Consider the following 23,443-nt stretch of genomic DNA (forward strand, 5'->3'; position numbering starts at 1 on the left):
CATTCAGAGCTCGCCGCAGGCCAACAGTCGGTAAGTCCTGGTCGAATTGTTCGAGATATTCGATCAGAACTTGCCGACTGTTGAGCTTCTGACCGAGTTCGATGCGATTGGCCGAGGATGTTCTGCGGCGATGCTTCTGCTCGCGCGCACGCGATCGCACCCACATGCGCGCCCGCGTTCGCGTCTACGTTCGCGTCTACGTTCGCGTCTACGTTCGCGTCTACGATCGCGGGGACCGCATATGAATGAACGAAGAGGGGCACCCACCTGATGGTGGGTGCCCCTCGTGCTGTGCCTGCCGACTCAGTCTGATGACTCAGCGACAGGGACGCGACTCAGACGATCAGCTTCAGCTGAAGGCGCCGTAGTCGTAGTCCTCCAGCGGGATGGCGGATCCGGAATCGGAACCGATGCCTGCATAGAAGTCACCGTAGCTGTTCGTGAACATCTCGGCCTTCGCCTCTTCGGTCGGCTCCACCACGATGTCGCGGTGTGTCTGCAGGCCGGTGCCTGCAGGGATGAGCTTACCGAGGATGACGTTCTCCTTGAGTCCGAGCAGGGTGTCCGACTTGCCTTCCATCGCGGCCTCAGTGAGGACGCGTGTCGTCTCCTGGAAGGATGCGGCAGACAGCCACGAATCGGTGGCCAGAGAGGCCTTCGTGATACCCATGAGCTCGTCACGAGCCGATGCCGGCTGGCCGCCTTCGGCGACCACACGACGGTTCTCGCCCTGGTAGCGGCCACGGTCGACCAGCTCGCCGGGCAGCAGGTTCGTGTCGCCCGACTCGATCACGGTCACGCGACGCAGCATCTGGCGCACGATGACCTCGATGTGCTTGTCGTGGATGCCCACGCCCTGCGAGCGGTACACCTTCTGCACCTGCTCGACGAGGAAGCGTTCGGCCTCACGACGACCGCGGATGCGCAGCACCTGCTTCGGATCGACAGCGCCGATGACCAGCTGTTCGCCGGCCTTGACGTTCTGTCCGTCCTCGACGAGGAGGCGGGCACGCTTGGACACTGCGTGCTCGATCTCTTCGCCACCGTCATCGGGTGTGATGACGACGAAGCGGGTCTTGCGGCTGTCGTCGATCTTGGCACGTCCGGTCGCCTCGGCGATGGGAGCGAAGCCCTTCGGTGTGCGAGCTTCGAAGAGCTCGGTCACACGCGGCAGACCCTGGGTGATGTCACCCGTGGACGCCGCCGCACCACCTGTGTGGAAGGTACGCATGGTGAGCTGGGTTCCCGGCTCACCGATCGACTGGGCAGCGACGGTGCCGATTGCTTCGCCGATGTCGACGAGCTTTCCGGTCGCCATCGAACGGCCGTAGTGCATGGCCGAGATCTGCGTATCGGAATCAGCAGTGAGCACGGAGTGAACCTTGAGCTCTTCGATCCCGGCAGCGACCAGCTTATCGATCGTCTCCGCGGTCACGTCGGTCTTCGCCGGCACGATGACATTGCCATCAGCGTCGGAGACGTCTGAGACCGTGAGGCGGCCGTAGAGGCTCGTCTCTGCATACTCGTGCGGAACGAGGTTGCCCTCGTGGTCGCGCTCGGCTGCAGGCAGGGTGATGCCCTTGTTCGTATCGGCTTCGGCGGTGCGGATGATGACGTCCTGCGACACGTCGACGAGGCGACGAGTCAGGTAACCGGAGTCAGCGGTACGCAGAGCCGTATCGGCCAGACCCTTACGAGCACCGTGCGAGGCGATGAAGTACTCGAGCACCGAGAGTCCCTCACGGTAGTTCGAGACGATCGGGCGAGGGATGATCTCACCCTTCGGGTTCGTCACCAGTCCACGCATACCGGCCAGCTGGCGGACCTGCATCCAGTTACCCGATGCGCCAGATTCCACCAGACGCAGAACCGAGTTCTCCTCCGGGAAGTTAGTCCGCATGACCTGGTCGACCTTCTCCGTCGTCTCGGTCCACAGCTTGACCAGTTCGTTGCGGCGTTCGTCGTCGGTGAGCGCACCGAGTTCGTACTGCTGCTGAACCTTCGTGTCGAGGGCCTCCGCGTCGTCGATGATCTCGGTCTTGGCCTCGGGTGAGACCACGTCGGACATCGAGATCGTGATTCCCGAACGAGTTGCCCAGTAGAAGCCGCCGGCCTTGAAGTTGTCCAAGGTGTGCGCGACCTCGACCTTGGGGTATTCCTCGGCCAGGTAGTTCACGATGCGGCTGAGCGCCTTCTTGTCGATCGTGGAATTCACGTACGTGTAGTCGGCAGGCAGGTAGTCGTTGAACTGTGCACGACCCAGAGTGGTCTGCACGTCCAGCGGATCGCCGGCCTCCCAGCCTTCGGGAACCTCAAGATCGTCGCCGGGGACAACGTTCTCAAGACGGATCGTGATGACCGAACCGAGGTCCAGCTCTCCACGATCGAAGGCCATGATGGCTTCGCCGAGACCGGTGAAGGAGCGTCCTTCGCCGGCCAGACCCTTGCGCTCGGAGGTCAGGTGGTACAGACCGATGATCATGTCCTGCGAGGGCATGGTCACGGGCTTGCCGTCCGAAGGCTTGAGGATGTTGTTCGCCGAGAGCATGAGCACACGTGCCTCTGCCTGAGCCTCAGGGCTCAGCGGCAGGTGCACTGCCATCTGGTCACCGTCGAAGTCAGCGTTGAACGCCGAGCAGACGAGGGGGTGCAGCTGGATGGCCTTGCCCTCGATGAGCTGGGGTTCGAACGCCTGGATGCCCAGACGGTGCAGAGTAGGTGCACGGTTGAGCAGCACCGGATGTTCGGTGATGACCTCTTCGAGGACGTCCCACACCTGAGGGTGCTGACGCTCGACCATCCGCTTTGCCGACTTGATGTTCTGCGCATGGTTGAGATCGACCAGACGCTTCATCACGAAGGGCTTGAACAGTTCCAGAGCCATGGTCTTAGGCAGACCACACTGGTGCAGGTGCAGCTGCGGACCGACCACGATGACCGAACGGCCCGAGTAGTCCACACGCTTGCCCAGAAGGTTCTGACGGAAACGTCCCTGCTTGCCCTTGAGCATGTCCGACAGTGACTTCAGCGGACGGTTGCCCGGTCCGGTCACCGGACGACCGCGACGACCGTTGTCGAACAGCGAGTCGACGGCTTCCTGCAGCATCCGCTTCTCGTTGTTGACGATGATCTCGGGGGCACCGAGGTCCAAGAGACGCTTGAGACGGTTGTTGCGGTTGATCACACGACGGTAGAGGTCGTTGAGGTCAGACGTGGCGAAACGTCCACCGTCGAGCTGCACCATCGGGCGCAGTTCCGGCGGCACCACGGGAACAACGTCGAGGACCATGCCCTCAGGGTTGTTGTCGGTGGTCAGGAACGCATTGACGACCTTGAGACGCTTCAGGGCGCGGGTCTTGCGCTGACCCTTACCCGTGGCGATGAGTTCGCGCAGCTTCTCGGACTCGGCCTCGAGGTCGAATTCGAGCAGACGCTTCTGGATCGCCTCGGCGCCCATGGCACCGGTGAAGTAGAGACCGAAACGGTGGAACATCTCGCGGTACAGGCTCTCATCGCCTTCGAGGTCGTTGACCTTGAGGCTCTTGAACCGGTCCCACACCTGCTCAAGGCGGTCGACCTCACGGTCGGCGTTCTTGCGCAGCTTCTCCATTTCCTTCTCGGCGACATCGCGCAGCTTCTTCTTGGCCGGGGCGGAGCCGCCGTCGGCCTCGAGAGCTGCCAGGTCCTCTTCGAGCTTCTTAGCACGACGATCGATGTCGGCGTCACGGCGAGTGCCGATCTGCTGCTTCTCGATGTCGATCTTGTTCTGCAGGCTGGGCAGATCACGGTGGCGAGAGTCCTCGTCCACCGAGGTGATCATGTAAGCAGCGAAGTAGATGACCTTCTCCAGGTCCTTCGGTGCCAGGTCCAGCAGGTAGCCCAAGCGCGAAGGAACGCCCTTGAAGTACCAGATGTGAGTGACCGGTGCGGCCAGCTCGATGTGTCCCATGCGCTCACGGCGAACCTTGGCGCGGGTCACCTCGACGCCGCAGCGCTCACAGATGATGCCCTTGAAGCGGACACGCTTGTATTTGCCGCAGGCGCACTCCCAGTCGCGGGTCGGTCCGAAGATCTTCTCGCAGAAGAGTCCGTCCTTCTCGGGCTTGAGTGTGCGGTAGTTGATGGTCTCAGGCTTTTTCACCTCACCGTGTGACCAGCCGCGGATGGATTCCGCAGTGGCAAGACCGATACGTAGCTCATCAAAGAAATTGACGTCAGGCACGTAAATCCTCTTTCCTGGCGATGAACGTCGAGTTCATCGCGAAGTTGTGTCGGTTGAAGTGGAAGTCCTCAGACTTCTTCTACGGTCTGGGCTTCACGGCGTGACAGGTCGATGCCGAGCTCTTCAGCTGCCCGGTAGACCTCGTCCTCGCCGTCACGCATCTCAACCTCGGCTCCGTCAGAAGACAGAACTTCGACGTTGAGGCACAGGGACTGCATCTCCTTGATGAGGACCTTGAACGACTCCGGGATTCCCGGGTCGGGCAGGTTCTCGCCCTTGACGATGGCCTCGTAGACCTTCACACGGCCCGGGATGTCATCGGACTTGATCGTCAGCAGTTCCTGCAGCGTGTACGCCGCACCGTAGGCCTCGAGGGCCCACACTTCCATCTCACCGAAGCGCTGACCGCCGAACTGCGCCTTACCACCGAGCGGCTGCTGGGTGATCATCGAGTACGGACCGGTCGAACGCGCGTGGATCTTGTCGTCGACGAGGTGGTGGAGCTTGAGCATGTACATGTAGCCGACAGCGATCGGGTACGGGAACGGTTCTCCGGAGCGACCGTCGAACAGCTGGGCCTTGCCCGAGGAATCGATGAGTCGATCCCCATCGCGGTTCGGAGTCGTCGAGTCCAGCAGTCCACGCAGCTCCTGCTCGTGTGCACCGTCGAAGACCGGGGTCGCCAGGTTCGTGCCGGCCTCGGCTTCACGAGCGGCATCCGGCAGTTCGGCAGCCCACTCGGGGTTGCCCTCGATCTTCCAACCCTGCTTCGAGATCCATCCGAGGTGGACTTCGAAGACCTGGCCGATGTTCATACGACGCGGAACACCGTGCGGGTTGAGGATGATGTCGACGGGGGTTCCGTCGGCCAGGAACGGCATGTCCTCAACAGGCAGGATGGTCGAGATGACACCCTTGTTGCCGTGACGACCGGCCATCTTGTCACCGATGGTGATCTTACGGCGCTGAGCGACGTAGACGCGGACCATCTGGTTGACGCCCGGCGAGAGCTCGTCGTCTTCCTCCCGGTCGAAGACGCGGACACCGATGACGGTGCCGATCTCGCCGTGAGGCACACGCAGCGAGGTGTCGCGGACCTCACGGGACTTCTCACCGAAGATCGCTCGCAGCAGGCGCTCTTCCGGCGTCAGCTCGGTCTCACCCTTCGGGGTGACCTTGCCGACGAGGATGTCGCCGTCGGTGACCTCGGCGCCGATGCGGATGATTCCGCGATCGTCGAGGTCTGCCAGTGCGTCCGGCGAGATGTTCGGAATGTCGCGAGTGATCTCCTCGGCACCGAGCTTGGTGTCGCGAGCATCGACCTCGTGCTCCTCGATGTGGATCGAGGACAGAACGTCGTCCTGGACGAGACGCTGGGAGAGGATGATCGCATCCTCGAAGTTGTAGCCTTCCCATGACATGAATGCCACGAGGAGATTCTTGCCCAGCGCCATCTCACCGTTCTGAGTCGACGGTCCGTCTGCCAGAACCGTGCCCGGCTCGACGCGATCGCCCTCGTCGACGATGATGCGCTGGTTGTAAGAGGTTCCATGGTTGGAACGCTTGAACTTCGACGCGCGGTAGGTCTGCATCGTGCCATCGTCAGCCAGAACGGTGACGAAGTCGGCGGATACCTCTGTGACGACGCCTGGGCGATCGGCAGTGATGACGTCGCCGGCGTCGACAGCTGCACGGTATTCCATGCCGGTGCCCACGACTGGAGACTCCGACATCACCAGCGGCACGGCCTGACGCTGCATGTTCGCACCCATGAGGGCACGGTTCGCGTCATCGTGCTCGAGGAACGGAATCAGTGCGGACGCAACAGACACCATCTGACGCGCGGAGACGTCCATGAAGTCAATCGTGTCGTACTGGACCAGCTCGGCTTCGCCGCCGCCGCCCTTAGGACGTGCGAGAACTTCGACTTCGGCGAAGCGCTGCTCTTCGGTCAGCGGCGCATTGGCCTGAGCGATGTTGAACTCGAGCTCATCGTCGGCAGTCAGGTACTCGGTGTCATCGGTGACGACACCATCGACTACCTTGCGGTAAGGCGTCTCGATGAAACCGAACGGGTTGATGCGGGCGTAGGAGGCCAGCGAGCCGATCAGACCGATGTTCGGGCCTTCGGGAGTCTCGATCGGGCACATACGTCCGTAGTGCGATGGGTGAACGTCACGGACTTCCATGGCGGCACGGTCACGCGAGAGACCACCAGGTCCCAGAGCGGAGAGGCGGCGCTTGTGAGTCAGACCCGCGAGCGGGTTGTTCTGATCCATGAACTGCGAGAGCTGCGAGGTGCCGAAGAACTCCTTGATCGCAGCCACCACGGGACGAATGTTGATCAGGGTCTGAGGCGTGATCGCTTCGACGTCCTGGGTCGTCATGCGCTCACGGACGACGCGCTCCATGCGAGAGAGTCCGGTGCGGACCTGGTTCTCGATGAGCTCGCCGACTGCACGGATGCGACGGTTGCCGAAGTGGTCGATGTCGTCGAGCTTGACGTTGAGCTCGATGTTCTCGCCGTCACGGACACCCTTGGAGGTGTCAACGCCTGCGTGCAGGGACACGAGGTAGCGGATGGTCGCAACCACGTCATCGGTCGACAGGACCGAGTCGCTCAGCGGTGCATCGACGCCCAGCTTGCGGTTGACCTTGTAGCGGCCGACCTTGGCCAGGTCGTAGCGCTTGGGGTTGAAGTACAGGTTGTTGAGCAAGTTGCGTGCCGCTTCAGCGGTCGCAGGCTCTGCCGGGCGCAGCTTCTTGTAGATGTCGAGCAGCGCTTCGTCCTGCGTGTTGACCGTGTCCTTGGCCATGGTCTCGCGGATGGACTCGAACTCGCCGAACTCCTCGAGGATCTTCGCTTCGGACCAGCCGAGGGCCTTGAGCAGAACAGTGACCGACTGCTTGCGCTTGCGGTCAAGGCGAACGCCGACCTGGTCGCGCTTGTCGACCTCGAACTCCAGCCACGCACCACGGGAAGGGATGATCTTCGCGGTGAAGATGTCCTTGTCAGTGGTCTTGTCGACGCTGGACTCGAAATAGGCACCGGGCGAACGCACGAGCTGCGAGACGACGACACGCTCGGTGCCGTTGACGATGAACGTGCCCTTGTCAGTCATGAGGGGGAAGTCACCCATGAAGACGGTCTGGCTCTTGATCTCGCCGGTGTTGTTGTTCATGAATTCGGCGGTCACATACAGTGGCGCCGAATAGGTCATGTCGCGTTCCTTGCACTCATCGATGGAGTACTTGGCAGCTTCGAACCGGTGCTCCCGGAACGACAGCGACATCGATCCACCGAAGTCCTCGATCGGTGAGATCTCCTCGAAGATATCTTCGAGTCCCGAGGTGGTTGCTACGGAATCGTCTCCGATTTCAATGGCCTCGGCGACGCGGTCCTGCCACGCTTCCGAGCCGATGAGCCAATCGAAGCTGTCTGTCTGCAGACCGAGCAGATCGGGAACCTCGAGCGGTTCGCGAATCTTCGCGAAGGAGATTCTCTTGGGGGCGTTAGCGGTCCTGGTGTTATCGTTGGCGGCGGCCAATGGGATCCTTCCGAGTGCTTCACCAATTGATAGGTTGACCCTCCACACGAAGTCACGTCGACGACCCCAGGTGTGTCAGATTTCGACACCGGGCGACAACGTGGTTCACTTGAGTGGAAATGAGGTGCCCCCCGCTATATGAAGGCACGCCACAGGCAGATCAACGCAAATATCAAGCTTATAGCAATCGGTCAAGTCATGCAAGACGCTTCTTCCACAGACCGACCCAGGCCCAGGTTGCGAATCCCGCCCTGTCATTGATGAGAAGCATCCACGAGTTCTCCACCGCATTCCACGTGTAGATTCGCTTCACGCCGGTACGCTCCCCCAGCGCAACGTGATTGGCGATCTTCAGTGCCGCCCCGAGTCCGTGTCCGCGGTGTTCTCGCGTCACCAGAGTCGATCCCTGCCACCCGACCTCAGGGCGTTCGTCGAAGTGTGCGACCTCGGTGAAGCCCGCGGCTGCCTCCCCTTTGAGCACCAGTGCCGTGCTCACCAGCTCCCGGTCTGTGGTCCGCTTCGCATCGAGGGCACGGACTCGTGCGGCGTCCCACGCCTCCTCTTCACCGAATTCTTCGGCGCCGGGGGTGTCCGTCGACATCCTCTGGTGCAGAAGTGCGACCGCGTCGAGCCGGTGTTCAGGCGTCGGCCCATCCCACGTCTCGATCGCATAGCCGGCGTCGAGGTCAACGGCGGGCAGCCGTGCCGCCGTGGCGGAATTCGCCACGGAGCACCGCTCCAGCTGTTTGAAGGCGAAGCCGTGTCGGATGAGGAAGGCGACGTCCGGCTGATTCACGGGCAGACTTCCCGCGCCGGAGTCAGCCGCGAGATGCGCACCCCGCAGATCGGCGTCACGAGCCGATGATGGGATCTCGCAGTAGCTGGTCAGCTGTGTTCGGCCCTGAGCTGCCAGGTTGGTCTCCATCTCAGCCAGCAGCTCTGAGCCCAGTCCCTGTCCGCGCAGCTCAGGGTGGACCGAGCACCACACGTCGGCGACATCGAGGTTGTCCTGCAATGCCAGGTAGGCGATTCCTTTGGCCACGATGACCCCGCCGCGCCGACCGATCCACGTCTGATTGCTCAGGTATTGCGTGGGAAAGAGCAACTCCCGCCGCACCTCGTCTGCGCGGGGGTCGAAATCGCTGCCGAGCCCCGATGCTCGGTTGATGAGCGTATCGAAGTCGAGCACCTCGGCGAGGACGCTCTCGATCTCTTCGCCGCTGCGAGATCCGGCTGGGATGTGAGTGATCTCCATGGGCTGACATTCTAGACTGCACTCATGGTCAATGTCAGTGTTATCTCTCAGAATCCGGCCGCGGTCAACTGCGGAATCATCACTGGCTCTCGCGCCAGCCTCATCGTCGACTCGGGCCCGGGGCCCGGCACGGCGAAGTATCTGGCCGACACGGCACAGCATCTGAGCCTCGAGGTCACTGGCGGCGTCAATCCCATTGCTGCCGTCATCACTCATGACCATTGGGATCATTTCTTCGGCAATGCCACCCTTGCCGCAGCAGGAATCGAGACCTTCCACGTCTCCGCGTCCTTCGCCGGAGACCAGGAGGCGACCGCATGGATCGCCCTCGACGCCGTTCGCAACGCCCCCGAGACCGCCGAATTCGCATCCGAGCTGCCCGAGGATCCCAGCGACCTCATCGTCGACGTCTCCCCCGTCGATGCCGCTGAGTCGGAGGTTGTGCTTGACCTCGGGGACTGTCGGGTCGAATTCCACGTGCTGGGCGGGCATTCCACAGCAGATCTCGTCGTGCGCCTGCCCGATCAGGGCATCGTGTTCACCGGTGACCTGGTGGAGGAGGGAGCTCCCCCACAGGCAGGCGACGATGCTTCACTGAGCGATTGGGTGACCAGCCTGCACACGCTGCTGTCCTTCCCCGAGACCACAGTGTTCGTGCCTGGGCATGGAGTGCCCGTTGACCGGGACTTCGTCGAACGTCAGCTTGAGGACATCGACGGTCTGAGATCGAATCAAGCCGACGCCGAGGTGGCTCTGCCCGCTCGTGCCATGCCAGGTGACCATGACCGGAGCTTCCCCCGAGAGCAGGTCATCTGCCCTGCCGGTGCAGGGCAGTGATGAGGTCTGAGCCGATGGCGCCGAACAGAGTCTGCGCCCACACGCTGTCGCCTTCGACATAGGGCCGGTCACCGTCGAAGATCCACTGCAGCTGGTTGCCGCGCTGTCGGTCGTTCTGACAGCTTCCGCAGACGGGCACGCGTACACCTGAGGCATCGGCGTCAAGGCGCGTCGTGGACTGCGCCTCTCCGTGCAGCGGATTGATGGTGCACAGACTCTGCGGCAGTCCGCTTCGTGCACCGGGACTGCGCTTCCTCTTCCTGGCAGCATCCGCCTCGGCGATTTCGCGTCCTGCCTGCCGGAGGAGGACCATCGCTCCGGCCAGATCGATGCGTTCGGATGTTTCGTCGTCGACGATCGTGCGGGCCATCTGGTAGGCGTCGAGTCCGCGCTCGACGCTGGCAGCACTCACCGCGTTGAGATTCTGCGTCTGCAGCCGATCGATCTCCCCGGCCAGTTGAGTCGTGTCGGCATTGATGGTCTCGCGCAATGATCGCCGCTGCAGGCTGTCGACGCGGTTCAGCAGCCGATCGGGCAGCTGAAATCGCTGCTGCGTCCGCGTCACCTCGCGACGCTGCCGTCGCGATCGGGTGAACCAGATACCGGCGATGACGAGAGCGAGGATGAGTACCGCCCCGCCGAGGAACATCGGAGCAAAGGATCCCGAGCCGTCAACGGTCTGGACCTCGCTGCCGGGCGCTTCCTGCCCGGTTACGGCTTCTTCCTGCTTGTATTCCTGCGGCTGCGCATAGAGGTCGAGGAGGATATTGAGCTTCGTCGTCGACGGTGAGCTGATGTTCCACTCTTCGCGGGCGACCGACAACTGGTCCATCACCTGCATATTGAGGTCATGGTTGTCCGCGAAGTTCACATCGACAGCGATCTGGGATTCGCCGTTGATCATGATGAACGAACCTTCGCCCCCGTTGAACACCTTGATCTGCTCCAACAGATCTCGGTTCAGAGAGTGCTCATCGACCGCGATGACATAGACGTCGTAGTCCAATTCCTTCGCCGTCTCCCGAGCCTGGTCGATGAGTTCCGCGTTGAGAGACCCCTCGACCGCCCCGTCGATGTGGAACGGGTCGTCTTTGAGTGCCTCGGCAATCTGCTGTGCATCAGTTGTCACGTGTTCTGCTTCCTCTTCTTGATCGCTCTCCACGCCAGGACTCCCCCGATTCCCAGACCACCGCCGACGATGAAGCCGAGCGCCGCACCCCCGACGGCTGCACCGACCGGATAGACCAACGTGCTCGGATCGGTGGAAGTGTCCTCATCGACGACGATCGGCTGCAGCTCATCGTCGAGACTTCGCGAGCTGCTGGACTTCGAGGCCTCGGTTTCGGCCGCCTTGAGCGCTTCCACATATCTGCGCGCTACGGCCGAACGATTATCGTCGACGTCTGTGGCGACATCGTAGGAAGCCACGCGCCGGTCGGCTCCCTTGTCGGCAATACCTTCGGTCACTGCCCCGACCACGACCACTGTGGCGCGCTTGTCGGGCAGCTCCTCGGCGATCCGCCCAGCCAGCAGTTGAGATTGCCCATCCGCATCATCGACCTGCGAGGTGGCCAGGAACGCGACGTAGATCGGCATGTCGAGGTCTTTGACTTCGTCTCTGATCGTCGCCAGGCTCTCGTCGTCGACTTCGAATGCCTGATAGGCGTCGATATAGATCGGGTCGGACTGCAGCGACTCTGCGATCTCCTGGTACCGGCTCCGGTCGTAGTTCGGGTCGTATCTGCCCTCGATGCGATCGAGATAGATCGAATCGACCGTGATCGTGTCGCCCTTTTCAGCGACGATGCGAGCATCTCTGGCCTCGTCGAATTCGGAGTGGCTGTAGATCGACGAACCGGTTGCGACAGCACCGAAGATGATGATTGCCGCACCCAATTTCGCTGCCGTGTTCATCCTCGTCCTCCTGTCGGGGACGTCGACGGTGTTCCCAGTGACTCCAGGACTGCGTCCTCGAGTGGCTGAAAGCTGCCGAAGCCGGACAGTGCGTAGACATCCGAGCGCTGATAGTAGGGAACAGGCTTCTTCGATCCGGGCCGTTTGGGCACCATGAGGCACTGCGGCTCGTGACCGTCGTTGATTTCGCGGCGACAGCGATCGCACATGTCGACTGTCAGCGTGGTCCCGTCCTGTTTGAGCGCGAACGTCTCGATTCTGTTTCGGTGGTGAGGGAAGAGGAAGCAGAACCGAGGCGCTTCGGAGCTGGCCTTGGTCGAACCGCGAAGCCGAGCACGTACCCATTTGTGCGTGCTCAGCAGGTTCTCAACACCGAAACGGTGCGAGAAGTCGACGCTCTGCGCCCAATCAGGATTAGCCGCGATGAGCGACCTGATCGCCCCTTGCACTCGCCGACCGCGGTCATACAGCGACCATGCCTCTTCGGTGGACTCCTGCGGCTCGGGAAGCGGTTCGAGCGCACTTTCAACACGCTCAGGCAGCTGCTGCGTCCTGACGGGGTCCGGTTTCGTCGTCAGCGAGTTCCGCCAGGAGTACTTTTCCCGACGGCGCAGCACCCAGATACTCAGCCCCATGGCGGCAATTGCCGTCGCACCGAAGACGAGGGCGTCCGGGTTGCCATTATCCAGTCCGGTGGCTTCGATGTAATCCTCATTGCGATCCCCCGCATCGCGAGTGTCGAAGTCCGGGGGTGCCGGAGGTTCGGTCCCCTTCGCAGCCGCGACGAGAATCTGCAGCTGATAGGGCACTGCCAGCTCGACAGGCAGAAAGTCGTCGCTGGACGAACGGGCAAGAAAGTCCGAGCCCGGCGGTATAGCCGGCCCATTAGCATCGACGAGATAAGCGTAGGATCGCGCGGCATCGTCTGCCTGGGTGAAGAGGACGATGGTCTGTTCTCCGCCGCTGTCTTTGTGCATCGCATATGCGAGATCAGAGGTGAAGCGGGCCCATCTCGGCTCGTCTGATCTCGGCTGCGCAGGCGTAATCGCGACGAAATGGACAACACCCGACTGCCCTGCCTGCTTCGATGCGTGCTCGACCGCCGTCTTCTGACTGTCGGTGAGTCCCGGCGCAATGATCGGATCGATGTACAGAGGATCGCTCTGCCAGGAGTCACGGAGTGTGGAACTCAGCCTCTTCAGCAGTCTGGTGTCGGTGGCACTATCAGTCACCACTTAAGAATAGGTCAGGGCAGGCTGTCGCCGAAGTCGCAGCACGTTGCGGTCCTGCAACATAGCCGGCGCGCACTGTGAATGCGAAGAACCCCACAGCATCGGCTGTGGGGTTCTTCGAAGCGGCAGCAGTCAGACTGCTGCCAGAGAAATCACTTGAGGGTGACGGTTGCGCCTGCGCCCTCGAGGGTTTCCTTGGCCTTATCGGCTGCGTCCTTGGACACGCCTTCGAGGACAGCCTTAGGAGCGCCGTCGACGAGGTCCTTGGCTTCCTTCAGTCCGAGGGAGGTGAGCCCACGAACTTCCTTGATGACGGGAACCTTCTTCTCGCCGGCCGATTCGAGGATGACGTCGAATTCGGTCTGCTCTTCGGCAGCCTCAGCAGCGGCAGCAGGTGCAGCGGCAACAGCAGCGGCAGGTGCAGCAGCTTCAACTTCGAAGACCTCTTCGAACTTCTTGACGAAGTCGGAGAGTTCGATCAGTGTGAGCTCTTTGAAGCCTTCGATGAGCTCTTCGGGGGTGAGCTTAGCCATGGTGGCCAGTCCTTCCTTTGGTGGTCACTTTGAGCGACCGGGTTTATGGGGTGTTGCTCAGGCGTCTGAAGCAGGAGCGTCGTCCTGCTTCTCGCGCAGAGCGTCGACAGTGCGCACGGCCTTGACCATCGGAGCGGTGAACAGGTAAGCCGCCTGGTGGAGGCTTGCCTTCATGGCACCAGCTGCCTTTGCAAGCAGCACTTCGCGTGGTTCGAGGTCGGCGAGTTTGTTGACATTCTCAGCACTGAGGACGGCACCATCCCAGTAGCCGCCTTTCAATACGAGCTGAGAATTCGCCTTGGCAAAGTTACGCAATGCCTTTGCAGCCTCTGGTGGTTCACCGTTGACGAATGCGATCGCGGTGGGTCCGTTGAGGAACTCATCGAGATCGTTGATTCCGGCTTCTTTGGCTGCAATAGCAGTGAGCGTATTCTTTACCACGGCGTAGCTGACGTTCTCACCGAGTGAAACGCGCAGATCTTTCATCTGCGCAACGGTGAGACCGCGGTACTCGGTCAGCAACACAGCGTCGGAGTTCTCAAACTGCTGTTTGAGCTCCTCTACTGCGGCTGCCTTGTCTGGCCTCGCCATGGTAGTTCCTTTCGTACAGTCGCCGATCGTGTCCCAACGCCAAAAAAGCGCTCCACGCAGGCATGCGTGAAACGCTTCGAATGATGAGATCATAGGAACTCATCGGAAGAATCTCGTGCTCACCTGCGCAGGTCACTCCAGTGGAGTCTTCGTTTCCGGGCAACAGGATCCGATTGCGGATTCTGCCGGTTCCGAAAAGACCGACGGTCTTGGGTAGTTGAAGTCTATCGAAGGACTTCGCGCCAAGTCCAATCGATGGCGGAGATGCTGGCCACACTCCTGCTGGCACCTGGCCGGCTGGAACCACCAGTGACCGCCGGCCAGCATCAGGGCGCTGCGCAACCTGCAGAGAAGCTGCTCAGCGCCCGGAGACTTGATCTGACCGAGTGGATCAGTACTCGATGACGACTCGGCCGTCGATCTTGCCGTGGATCATCTCGTCGAAGATCGCATTGATGTCCTCGAGCGGCCGCTTGGTGAACGTCGGGTGGATCTTGCCCGCTGCGTAGAACTCCAAGGCTTCCACCATGTCCTGGCGGGTGCCGACGATCGATCCGCGGATCGTCAGCCCCTTGAGGACGATGTCGAAGATCGGGGCCGGGAACTCGCCCGGGGGAAGCCCGTTGAAGACGATGGTCCCGCCTCGGCGAGTCATTGAGATCGCCTGCCCGAATGCTTTCGGGTGCACCGCCGTGACGAGCACACCGTGTGAGCCTCCGACCTTCTCCTGGATGATGTCGGCCGGCTCCTCGGCAAAGGCGTTGACCGTGATCTCCGCTCCGTGCTTCTTCGCCAATGCCAATTTGTCATCGGCGACGTCGACGGCGATGACGCGCATCCCCATTGCCACCGCATACTGCACGGCGATGTGGCCGAGCCCGCCGATGCCTGAGATGACGACCCATTGCCCGGGCTTCACCTCGGTGCGCTTGAGTCCCTTGTAGACGGTGACTCCGGCACACAGTACGGGCGCAATCTCGTACGGGTCGGATCCCTCCGGGATGATGGCGGCGAACTTCGTGTCGACGAGCATGTACTCACCGAACGATCCGTCGATACCGTAGCCGCCGTTGACCTGCTGTTCGCACAGCGTCTCCCACCCTTGGCGGCAGTGCTCACATGTTCCGCAGGCACTCCACAGCCAAGCATTGCCGATCATCTGTCCGACCTTGACATCGGTGACGTCGGGTCCGAGCTTCTCGACGGTCCCGACACCTTCATGTCCGGGGATGAGGGGAATCTTCGGCTTGATCGGCCAATCGCCGTGCGCCGCGTGCAGATCGGTGTGGCAGACCCCCGAGGCGATGAGTTTGATCAGCGCCTGCCCGGGTCCGGGCTCGGGAATCTCGTTGTCTCCGACGGCAAGATCCTTGCCGAATTCGTTGACGACTGCTGCTTTCATGTCTGACATCAAGGACTCCTTTGTGATGATGTGGGATGTGCTGTTGTGCGTCGCTGCCACCGGGCACCGTCGCGTGAACTCAGAGGAAGACTCGCCTCAGAAGAAGCCCTGGGCGTTCTCCGAGTAGCTGACCAGCAGGTTCTTCGTCTGCTGGTAGTGGTCGAGCATCATCAGGTGGTTCTCACGTCCGATGCCGGAGGCCTTGTAGCCGCCGAAGGCCGCGTGTGCCGGGTAGGCGTGGTAGTTGTTGACCCACACTCGGCCAGCCTGGATGTCCCGGCCCGCACGATAGGCGGTGTTGCCGTTGCGCGACCAGACCCCGGCGCCCAGACCATAGAGGGTATCGTTCGCCGTGGCGATGGCATCGTCGTAGTCGCTGAAGGTGGCCACCGAAACGACCGGGCCGAAGATCTCCTCCTGGAAGATCCGCATCTTGTTGTTGCCCCGGAAGATGGTCGGCTGCACGTAGTAGCCGCCGGACAGGTCCCCGCCGAGGTCGGCCCGGGCTCCGCCGGTGAGCACCTCGGCGCCCTCCTGCCTGCCGATGTCGAGATAGGACATGATCTTCTCGAACTGGTCGTTCGAGGCCTGCGCACCCATCATGGTGTCGGTGTCCAGCGGGTTGCCCTGCACGATCCTCTTCGTCCGTTCTGCAACCGCTTCGAGGAAGGGATCGGCGATCGATTCCTGGACCAGTGCACGCGACGGGCAGGTGCAGACCTCCCCCTGGTTGAGGGCGAACATGGTAAAGCCCTCTTGGGCCTTGTCCCAGTAGGCGTCATCTGAGGCATTGACGTCGTCGAAGAAGATGTTCGGGGACTTGCCGCCGAGCTCGAGAGTGACCGGGATGATGTTCTGCGAGGCGTACTGCATGATCAGGCGGCCCGTAGTCGTCTCTCCGGTGAATGCGATCTTCGAGATCCGCTTGTTCGAAGCCAGTGGCTTGCCTGCTTCGAGCCCGAAGCCGTTGACGATGTTGAGGACTCCCTCGGGAAGCAGGTCCGCAATGAGTTCCATCAGGACGAGGATCGAGGCCGGAGTCTGCTCGGCAGGCTTGAGGACGATGGCATTGCCTGCGGCCAGCGCCGGAGCGATCTTCCACACGCCCATGAGGATCGGGAAGTTCCAGGGAATGATCTGACCGACCACGCCGAGAGGCTCATGGAAATGATAGGCCACCGTATCGTCATCGAGCTGAGAGAGCCCGCCTTCCTGTGCCCGGATCGCTCCGGCGAAGTAGCGGAAGTGATCGATGGCCAGCGGAATGTCGGCGTTGAGGCACTCACGGACGGCTTTTCCGTTGTCCCAGGTCTCGGCAACCGCGATCATCTCGAGGTTCTCCTCGATCCGATCCGCGATCTTATTCAAGATCACGGCGCGTTCTGCGGGCGAGGTCTTGCCCCAGGCCGGAGCCGCCTTGTGTGCGGCGTCGAGTGCGAGCTCGATGTCCTCCGAGGTGCTGGCTGGCACTTCGCAGAACGTCTTACCCGTGATGGGCGTCGGGTTCTCGAAATAGTTCCCGTTGACGGGAGCGACCCACTGTCCGCCGATGAAGTTCTCGTACCGTGATTTGTAGGTGACGAGCGATCCGTCTTGACCAGGCTGAGCGTAAACAGTCATTGCAACTCCTTTGATGCGTATGCGGCGATCGGATGTCTGTCTCCGATTGCTCCACACGCTACGCAGGGCAACGTTGCATGTGGGTTGCATCACAGCAGCAGAGCTGTCAGCTCCAGGTCCTCGGACTCAGTATCCGAGGGCTTCGAGTCGCACGACAGCCGCGTTGCGTTCGGGTGCTTCGGGTGGTGCCAGGCGCAGCACCGACATCAGCACTTCCGAATCCTCGCGAGCTTCGGCCAATCCCGCATAGCGCCACAGCTGCTGCCAGGTTCCGTTCTGCAGCAGACTCTCCCGAATCAGCGCTTCCAGTTCAGCACCGATCTCCCGGATGCCGGGGGCATCGGACTCGGGCAGCACCTGCCCCCGATAGAAGTTGAGGGCGGTCTCCACGTCCCCTCGGGCCAGGCCCCGGTGCGTGCGCTCGACGTCGCTGTCGATGTCTCCCCGCAGTCGGTAGGGGCGGGCATCGAGGCGCAGGTCGCCGAGGTGGTCAATCGTTCTGCGCAGACGCGCGATCTCCGCCCGGACAGTGACTTCACTTCCGCCAAGCGCCCACAGCCGGTCGGCGAGCCCGGCGCTGCTGATGCCGCCGGGGTTGCGCACCAGGAGCAGCAGGATCTCCGCATGTCGTCCCGACAGCGTGATTCGAGTGCCGTCAGGGCTCGAGAGCTGGGGACGGACTCCGGTGACTTCGAGATAGGCACCGTCACCGGTACCGACAGGAGACAGTCCACCGGAGTCCGGGGTGTAGAGCTTCGCCAATCCGGCGCCGGCGGCCTGAGCCGTGGAATTCAGCAACGGCAAGACGATGGAGGATACCGCGTCATCACCGCCGGTGACGTCGATGATGCCCAAGACCTGACCGGTCAGCGGATGGGTCACGGGCACTGCACTGCAGCTCCACGAGTGCACCTCGGCGGAGAAGTGCTCGGCCTGACTGATCTGCACGGCAGTGCGCGAGCGCAGAGCGAGTCCGGGAGCGGACGTCCCCATCACGTCCTCCGACCAGTCGGTGCCCGGCACGAAGCCCATGGACTCGGCACGATTGCGGACGGCGCGCTCACCCTCGACCCAGAGGAGACGCCCCTGCTCATCACCGAGCGCCACGAGCAGCCCTGCCTCCTTGGCAGGTTCGATCAGATGCGACTGCAGCAGGCCCATGATGGAGTGGAACGGATGACGGCGCCTCACCTCGGCGAGCTGATCGGCCTCATAGGCCATGTGCACACGTACTCCACCTGGGTCGCGAAGACGGCCGAGGGATCGGTTCCAGGACTCGAGGACGGCTGCGCGGACTCCCGGGTCCGAAGTCTCCGGTGCGGTCAGTGATGCCAGATTGTCATGGGCACGACGGACAATGCGCTGATAGTCATCGCGAAGCAGCGGAGTCGAATGCATGGCGGAGCTGTCCACCTCCATCGGCGGTTGGCACACAGTGGTCGTCGGTGCTCACAATCTATCCGCGATACCTCTTCCGGGCAAGACTGAATGAGGGTTCTCAGGGAACAGAAAGGGCGGGAAGTGAATGTCTCACTTCCCGCCCAGAACTGCTGAACGCAATTCAATCCCTCACAGGGATCAGACCACGCGCATCGATGAACCGTCGATCGGAACGGCAGGACCGTTCGATGTCGTCACGGTTGCCTTCGAGATGTAGCGGCCCTTCGAGGAGCTCGGCTTCAGACGAAGGACCTCTTCGATCGCTGCATCGAAGTTCTGCTGCAGCGCTTCCTCGGAGAAGGAGACCTTTCCGATGATGAAGTGCAGATTCGAGTGCTTGTCGACGCGGAATTCGATCTTTCCGCCCTTGATCTCGGTCACGGCCTTGGCGACATCCATGGTCACGGTGCCGGTCTTGGGGTTCGGCATCAGGCCGCGTGGGCCCAGAACCTTACCCAGACGTCCGACCTTGCCCATCATGTCAGGGGTGGCAACAGCCGAGTCGAAGTCGGTGAAGCCATTGGCCACCTTCTCCAGCAGGTCATCGGAGCCGACGAAGTCAGCACCTGCTTCACGGGCAGCTTCTGCACGGTCGCCGGCAGCGAACACCAGGACCCGAGCGGTCTTACCGGTACCATGCGGAAGGTTGACGGTGCCGCGCACCATCTGGTCCGCCTTACGTGGGTCAACACCCAGGCGGAGGGCGACCTCGACGGTGGCATCGTACTTCGCCACTGTGGTCTCTTTGGCCAGGGCGATTGCCTGAGCCGGTTCGTATGTCACATCTGCGGCGATCTTCTCTGCCGCGGCCTGATAGGCCTTTGAACGCTTTGCCATCTGCTTCTCTCCTTGCAGTCGTGGTGCGGGCTGCGCGAGCCCTACCACAGTGAAATGTCTGGTCTCAGACCTCGATGTCGGTGGTCACGCCCATGGAGCGAGCGGTGCCGGCGATGATGCGGTCAGCCTGATCCAGGTCATTGGCGTTGAGGTCAGGCATCTTCGTGGTGGCGATCTCGCGAACCTGGTCGGCGCTCAGGTGAGCAACTTTGTCGGTGTGAGGAGTAGCCGAACCTGACTTCACGCCTGCAGCCTTCTTGATGAGTTCTGCAGCCGGTGGGGTCTTGAGAATGAAGGTGAACGAACGATCTTCGAACACTGTGATCTCGACGGGAACGATGTTCCCGCGCTGGGACTCTGTTGCGGCGTTGTAGGCCTTGCAGAATTCCATGATGTTGACGCCGTGCTGGGCAAGCGCCGGACCAATCGGAGGCGCCGGGTTAGCGGCGCCTGCCTGAATCTGGAGCTTGACGAGGCCGGCTACCTTTTTCTTGGGAGGCATATTCGGTCCTTAATCTTGAAGTTTCGATGCGCCAGAGAAATACGGCGCATCGTCCGAAATCGGCTTCCGATGGGAACCGAGATCAAACCACACCAGTATTCCATGCCTGCAGACCCTGGAGCAAATGTCGGTGACAGGCATCACTGGGCGTGAATGGCGAAAGGGCCCGGAGTTCACCGGGCCCCTTCCTACCGTGAAAATCTGCTCAGAGCTTGGAGACCTGATCGAAGCTGAGCTCGACGGGAACGTCGCGTTCGAAGATCGACAGCAGCACTGTGAGCTTCTGTGATTCCGGACGAATCTCCTGGATCGTTGCGGGGTGACCCTCGAAGGAACCCTCCTTGACGAGCACAGACTCGCCGACCTCGTACTCCACCTCGGTGATGGGGGCGGATTTCGCGGCCTGCTCGGCCTGCACTCCTTCGGCGGCAGCGGCTTCGGCCTGGCGCTCTTCGAATATCGGAGCGAGCATCGTGAAGACCTCGTCGATGGACAGAGGAGTCGGGTCGTAGGCGTTGCCCACGAATCCGGTCACGCCCGGGGTGTGGCGAACCGCGCCCCATGACTCATCGGTGAGTTCCATGCGCACGAGCACGTAGCCCGGAATGCGCACGCGACGGACCTGCTTGCGCTGGCCGTTCTTGATCTCGACGACATCTTCCATCGGCACCTGGGACTCGAAGATGAACTCTTCGAGGTTGAGGCTGATGGAACGGTTCTCAAGGTTCTGCTTGACGCGGTTCTCGTAGCCTGCGTAGGAGTGGATGACGTACCAGTCACCCTCCTGCATACGCAGTTCCGACTTGAACTCTTCGGCCGGGTCGGCCTCGGCGGCAGGGGCCTCATCCGTCTCGGCTGACTCGGCTGCTGCGTCATCGCCGGGGGCAACCTCATCGGAGTCGGCTGCGGCACTGTCGTCATCAGAGGCGGCATCCTCGGCAGAGACGGCGGCTTCGTCAGAAGCGGCACCGTCGGCAGGTGCCTCTTCAGAAACAACCTCGTCAGCGGGTGCATCTTCGACCAGCGCGTCGTCGGCGCTCACAGCGGAGGTTTCGTTCTCGACGTCTTCCACCACTGGTGCAACGCTCGACTCCTCTGGAGTGGCGTTCTGTGTCTCAGGGGTTTCCTGCTCAGGTGAACTGGTATCCGACACCGATCAATTCCTCGCTTCGCGTGTAGTGATTCCCATATGGGAGTGAAGGGTCTGCAATGTGTTTGAAATCCAAGTGATCACCGCTGGGGGTGAGTCACCACAATGGCCACAGCGGTGTTCCGCCGAAGACGAATCCGACGAGCTTGCCGAACACGAGGTCGAGAACTACCACGAGAAGCATCATGAAGAGGATGAAGCCCAGCACAACCAGGGTGTAATTGACCAGTTGCTTACGTGTCGGGGTGACGACCTTCTTCAGCTCTGCGATGACTTCGCGGAAGAACTGCAGGATTCGTCCGAAGAACCCGAGCTGCTTACGACTGGCGCCTTTGGGCTTATCTCCAGTCTTCTTTGCCGGTGTGTCTTCCACACATCCTCACTCGGTCGGTTTCCATTGGGACAGCACAATTGTTCAAGCCCGTCGAGGACGGCGTTTCGCCGATATGACTCAAGCAGATATCAACTGCGCAGGGGTGACAGGACTCGAACCTGCAACCTACGGTTTTGGAGACCGTTGCGCTACCAATTGCGCCACACCCCTTCGATTCGACACCCTCGATTCGTGTTCCCCGAGTTGTGTCCAACCACGAGAAACGAGCATACCGCCTGTGACCGCCGTTAGTCGAACCGGGCTCCCATACCTGTCTGAACTCGACTTCCCCGCCCCTCATTCCTCCTCGCTCGCGGGCTGTGTCTGCGGCGGCTGAGCGACCAGCGGCACAGGTTCCGGGAAGGTCTTCCAGGGGTCGATCGTGACCGTCTTGTCGGGGCTGACCGTGACGATCTGGACGTCTATGGGCCGTTTGGTCCGATTGTCCACGCGCACGATGCTCAGTTCCGCGTCCATCTTCAGCGGCCCCGGGGTCAGTGCGTTCGCCAGGGCGCCGCCTGTTGTCGAACTCACATAGCGGACTCCGCTGCCCAGGGCCTCCGGGCCGACTCGTTTGTGCCAGTGTCCGCTGAGGCTGTGCTGCGCACATCCGGAGCGCAGCGACGGCGCCCCGACCCGCGCATCGTGGATGACCATGATGTCGAAGTCGCTCGCACAGGCCTCGTCGTTGAGCTTCTGCGCGTACTGATCGGCGGTGAGATCGGTCTCAAGCTGCGGCCCGGATCCGAACACGGTCCGACGGGGATCCGGTCCGCCGAAGAACGTCACTCCGCTCATCTTCGCACTCGTGTCGTCGAGGACCTTCCAGCCCTGACTTCTTGCGTGATTCGTGGTTTCAGTGGAGTCGTGGTTGCCCTTGACCATCATCCGCGGCAGCTTGTCAGGCAGTTCGTCGTCGAGCACATCAAGGCAGTAGTTCTCCGCCGAGGTGCCCGTCATCGTTACGTCTCCCCCGTCGATGTAGGCATCGGCGTCGCTCATCCGAGTCACCGCGCCGACGACGCGGGCCATGCCGATGTTGCAGTGCAGGTCCGAGCCGAATACGAATGTCGATACGTCAGCGTACAGCCCGTCCTCGTCCCCACCCGGGCGAGGCACCATCCCCTGATCCGACCAGTTGCCGGTCTGAGGGCGCGTGGTCCATTGAGTGCCCAGGTTCTCCAGCACTTGGTCGTAGAAGGCGTCGTTGTCGTCGGAGAAGTCCTTGACCGCTGTGAACGCGGCATCGATGACCCCTCCGAGGCGGCCCGTGACCTGTGCACCCGCCAGTGGGGTCCCGTCGAACGCGGGATCGGCGTCGAGAGGCTTGGGGCGGGTGAGAACTGCTGTGCCGACACTTGCCAGGACGAGGATGGTGACCAGGCCGATGCCGATGAGCTCCTTTCCGACGAAAGCCCTCCCGATCCCGGCGAGCCGAACGGGCCCGAGGATGAACGCCATGGCCACGACCACACCGCTGATGAGGCAGACGGCCAGGGCCCACCGGGCCAGGATCTCGGTGGTCAAGCCGTCGACGACCTCATTGACCTGTGCTTGTGGGGCTGAGAACAGGGAAGCGTAGGAGGCGATGTCGCCGCCCAGAGCATCGACCGCTCCTCCCCCGACTCCCTGCTCCGATCCGTCGGGGGCACCGTCCGATCCGTCGGGGGAACTTCTGTCAGAACGCCGTTCGGAGGCACCTGCGTGGGAGTCGTCCTCGTCTGTTCCGGAGACCGGGATCTGTCCGATGTCGACAGACAGTCCCAGCCCCAGCGGCAGATAGTCGTCTGCGGGGACGAGCAGTTTGCCCAAGGGACCGAAGTCAACGGTCAGCCGGGAGTCTGCCGTGATCTGATAGCGGGCCTCATGCGGGCCGAAGCTGAGATCAGCACGTGCAGACAGGAGCGCCCAGGGCAGGGTCACAGCTGCGACCACAGCAATGAGGATCAGCAGGGCTGAGGTTCTCCGACGTGGCGACACAGGCTGC

The 23,443-nt window shown here is 61.8% G+C and carries 17 protein-coding genes and 1 tRNA gene; 1 reads left to right on the forward strand and 17 read right to left on the reverse strand.

The features are described from left to right. Positions 1 to 349: 349 nt before the first annotated feature. The 3 genes from FO013_RS07595 to FO013_RS07605 all read right to left on the reverse strand — a co-directional run bounded on the left by FO013_RS07595 (position 350) and on the right by FO013_RS07605 (position 9,025). A complete protein-coding gene (locus FO013_RS07595; RefSeq protein WP_143921962.1) occupies positions 350 to 4,222 on the reverse strand; it encodes a DNA-directed RNA polymerase subunit beta' in 3,873 nt (1,290 codons plus the stop codon). A 68-nt stretch (positions 4,223 to 4,290) separates the two neighbouring features. Further along, positions 4,291 to 7,770: a DNA-directed RNA polymerase subunit beta gene (gene rpoB / locus FO013_RS07600; RefSeq protein WP_143921963.1), complete on the reverse strand. Its 3,480-nt coding sequence runs from the start codon at positions 7,768 to 7,770 to the stop codon at positions 4,291 to 4,293. Between the two features lie 196 nt (positions 7,771 to 7,966). Beyond that, positions 7,967 to 9,025, reverse strand: coding sequence for a GNAT family N-acetyltransferase (locus FO013_RS07605; protein ID WP_143921964.1), 1,059 nt, complete (start codon positions 9,023 to 9,025; stop codon positions 7,967 to 7,969). A 24-nt stretch (positions 9,026 to 9,049) separates the two neighbouring features. Between FO013_RS07605 and FO013_RS07610 the strand changes: the two genes are divergently transcribed. Beyond that, the gene (locus FO013_RS07610; protein ID WP_143921965.1) at positions 9,050 to 9,862 is read left to right on the forward strand and encodes an MBL fold metallo-hydrolase; all 813 of its coding nucleotides are present in this window, start codon (positions 9,050 to 9,052) and stop codon (positions 9,860 to 9,862) included. Here FO013_RS07610 and FO013_RS07615 read toward each other — a convergent pair. The 14 genes from FO013_RS07615 to FO013_RS07680 all read right to left on the reverse strand — a co-directional run bounded on the left by FO013_RS07615 (position 9,834) and on the right by FO013_RS07680 (position 23,436). Beyond that, complete coding sequence (locus tag FO013_RS07615) at positions 9,834 to 10,991, reverse strand: hypothetical protein (RefSeq protein WP_143921966.1); 1,158 nt, start codon at positions 10,989 to 10,991, stop codon at positions 9,834 to 9,836. The genes FO013_RS07610 and FO013_RS07615 overlap by 29 nt on opposite strands. Next, entirely contained in the window at positions 10,988 to 11,776 is a 789-nt protein-coding gene (locus FO013_RS07620) for a hypothetical protein (protein ID WP_143921967.1), read from the reverse strand. The genes FO013_RS07615 and FO013_RS07620 overlap by 4 nt, the downstream gene beginning before the upstream one ends. Then, positions 11,773 to 13,008, reverse strand: a complete 1,236-nt coding sequence (locus FO013_RS07625) for a hypothetical protein (protein ID WP_260848044.1) — start codon at positions 13,006 to 13,008, stop codon at positions 11,773 to 11,775. The genes FO013_RS07620 and FO013_RS07625 overlap by 4 nt, the downstream gene beginning before the upstream one ends. A 152-nt stretch (positions 13,009 to 13,160) precedes the next feature. Further along, positions 13,161 to 13,541 carry a 50S ribosomal protein L7/L12 gene (gene rplL / locus FO013_RS07630; protein ID WP_143921968.1) on the reverse strand — a complete coding sequence of 127 codons (381 nt, stop codon included), beginning with the start codon at positions 13,539 to 13,541 and terminating at the stop codon, positions 13,161 to 13,163. 57 nt (positions 13,542 to 13,598) lie between these two features. After that, a complete protein-coding gene (rplJ, locus tag FO013_RS07635) occupies positions 13,599 to 14,132 on the reverse strand; it encodes a 50S ribosomal protein L10 (protein ID WP_143921969.1) in 534 nt (177 codons plus the stop codon). Between the two features lie 391 nt (positions 14,133 to 14,523). Next, a complete protein-coding gene (adhP, locus tag FO013_RS07640) occupies positions 14,524 to 15,543 on the reverse strand; it encodes an alcohol dehydrogenase AdhP (RefSeq protein WP_143921970.1) in 1,020 nt (339 codons plus the stop codon). An 87-nt stretch (positions 15,544 to 15,630) separates the two neighbouring features. After that, positions 15,631 to 17,154 (reverse strand): acetaldehyde dehydrogenase ExaC, encoded by a 1,524-nt coding sequence (exaC, locus tag FO013_RS07645; RefSeq protein WP_143921971.1) that lies wholly within the window; start codon positions 17,152 to 17,154, stop codon positions 15,631 to 15,633. 126 nt (positions 17,155 to 17,280) lie between these two features. Beyond that, positions 17,281 to 18,573, reverse strand: a complete 1,293-nt coding sequence (locus FO013_RS07650) for a GAF domain-containing protein (RefSeq protein ID WP_143921972.1) — start codon at positions 18,571 to 18,573, stop codon at positions 17,281 to 17,283. A gap of 159 nt (positions 18,574 to 18,732) precedes the next feature. After that, complete coding sequence (gene rplA, locus FO013_RS07655; protein ID WP_143921973.1) at positions 18,733 to 19,431, reverse strand: 50S ribosomal protein L1; 699 nt, start codon at positions 19,429 to 19,431, stop codon at positions 18,733 to 18,735. Positions 19,432 to 19,495: 64 nt separating this feature from the next. Then, the gene (rplK, locus tag FO013_RS07660; protein WP_069599770.1) at positions 19,496 to 19,933 is read right to left on the reverse strand and encodes a 50S ribosomal protein L11; all 438 of its coding nucleotides are present in this window, start codon (positions 19,931 to 19,933) and stop codon (positions 19,496 to 19,498) included. 205 nt (positions 19,934 to 20,138) lie between these two features. Then, positions 20,139 to 21,086: a transcription termination/antitermination protein NusG gene (gene nusG, locus FO013_RS07665; protein ID WP_143921974.1), complete on the reverse strand. Its 948-nt coding sequence runs from the start codon at positions 21,084 to 21,086 to the stop codon at positions 20,139 to 20,141. A gap of 94 nt (positions 21,087 to 21,180) precedes the next feature. Further along, entirely contained in the window at positions 21,181 to 21,456 is a 276-nt protein-coding gene (gene secE, locus FO013_RS07670; protein ID WP_143921975.1) for a preprotein translocase subunit SecE, read from the reverse strand. 98 nt (positions 21,457 to 21,554) lie between these two features. Then, positions 21,555 to 21,627: transfer RNA gene (locus tag FO013_RS07675), tRNA-Trp, on the reverse strand. 126 nt (positions 21,628 to 21,753) lie between these two features. After that, a complete protein-coding gene (locus FO013_RS07680; protein WP_260848045.1) occupies positions 21,754 to 23,436 on the reverse strand; it encodes a metallophosphoesterase family protein in 1,683 nt (560 codons plus the stop codon). Positions 23,437 to 23,443: the final 7 nt, after the last annotated feature.

The sequence above is a fragment of the Brevibacterium aurantiacum genome (assembly GCF_007558825.1).
In the GTDB taxonomy this organism is placed as follows: domain Bacteria; phylum Actinomycetota; class Actinomycetes; order Actinomycetales; family Brevibacteriaceae; genus Brevibacterium; species Brevibacterium aurantiacum_A.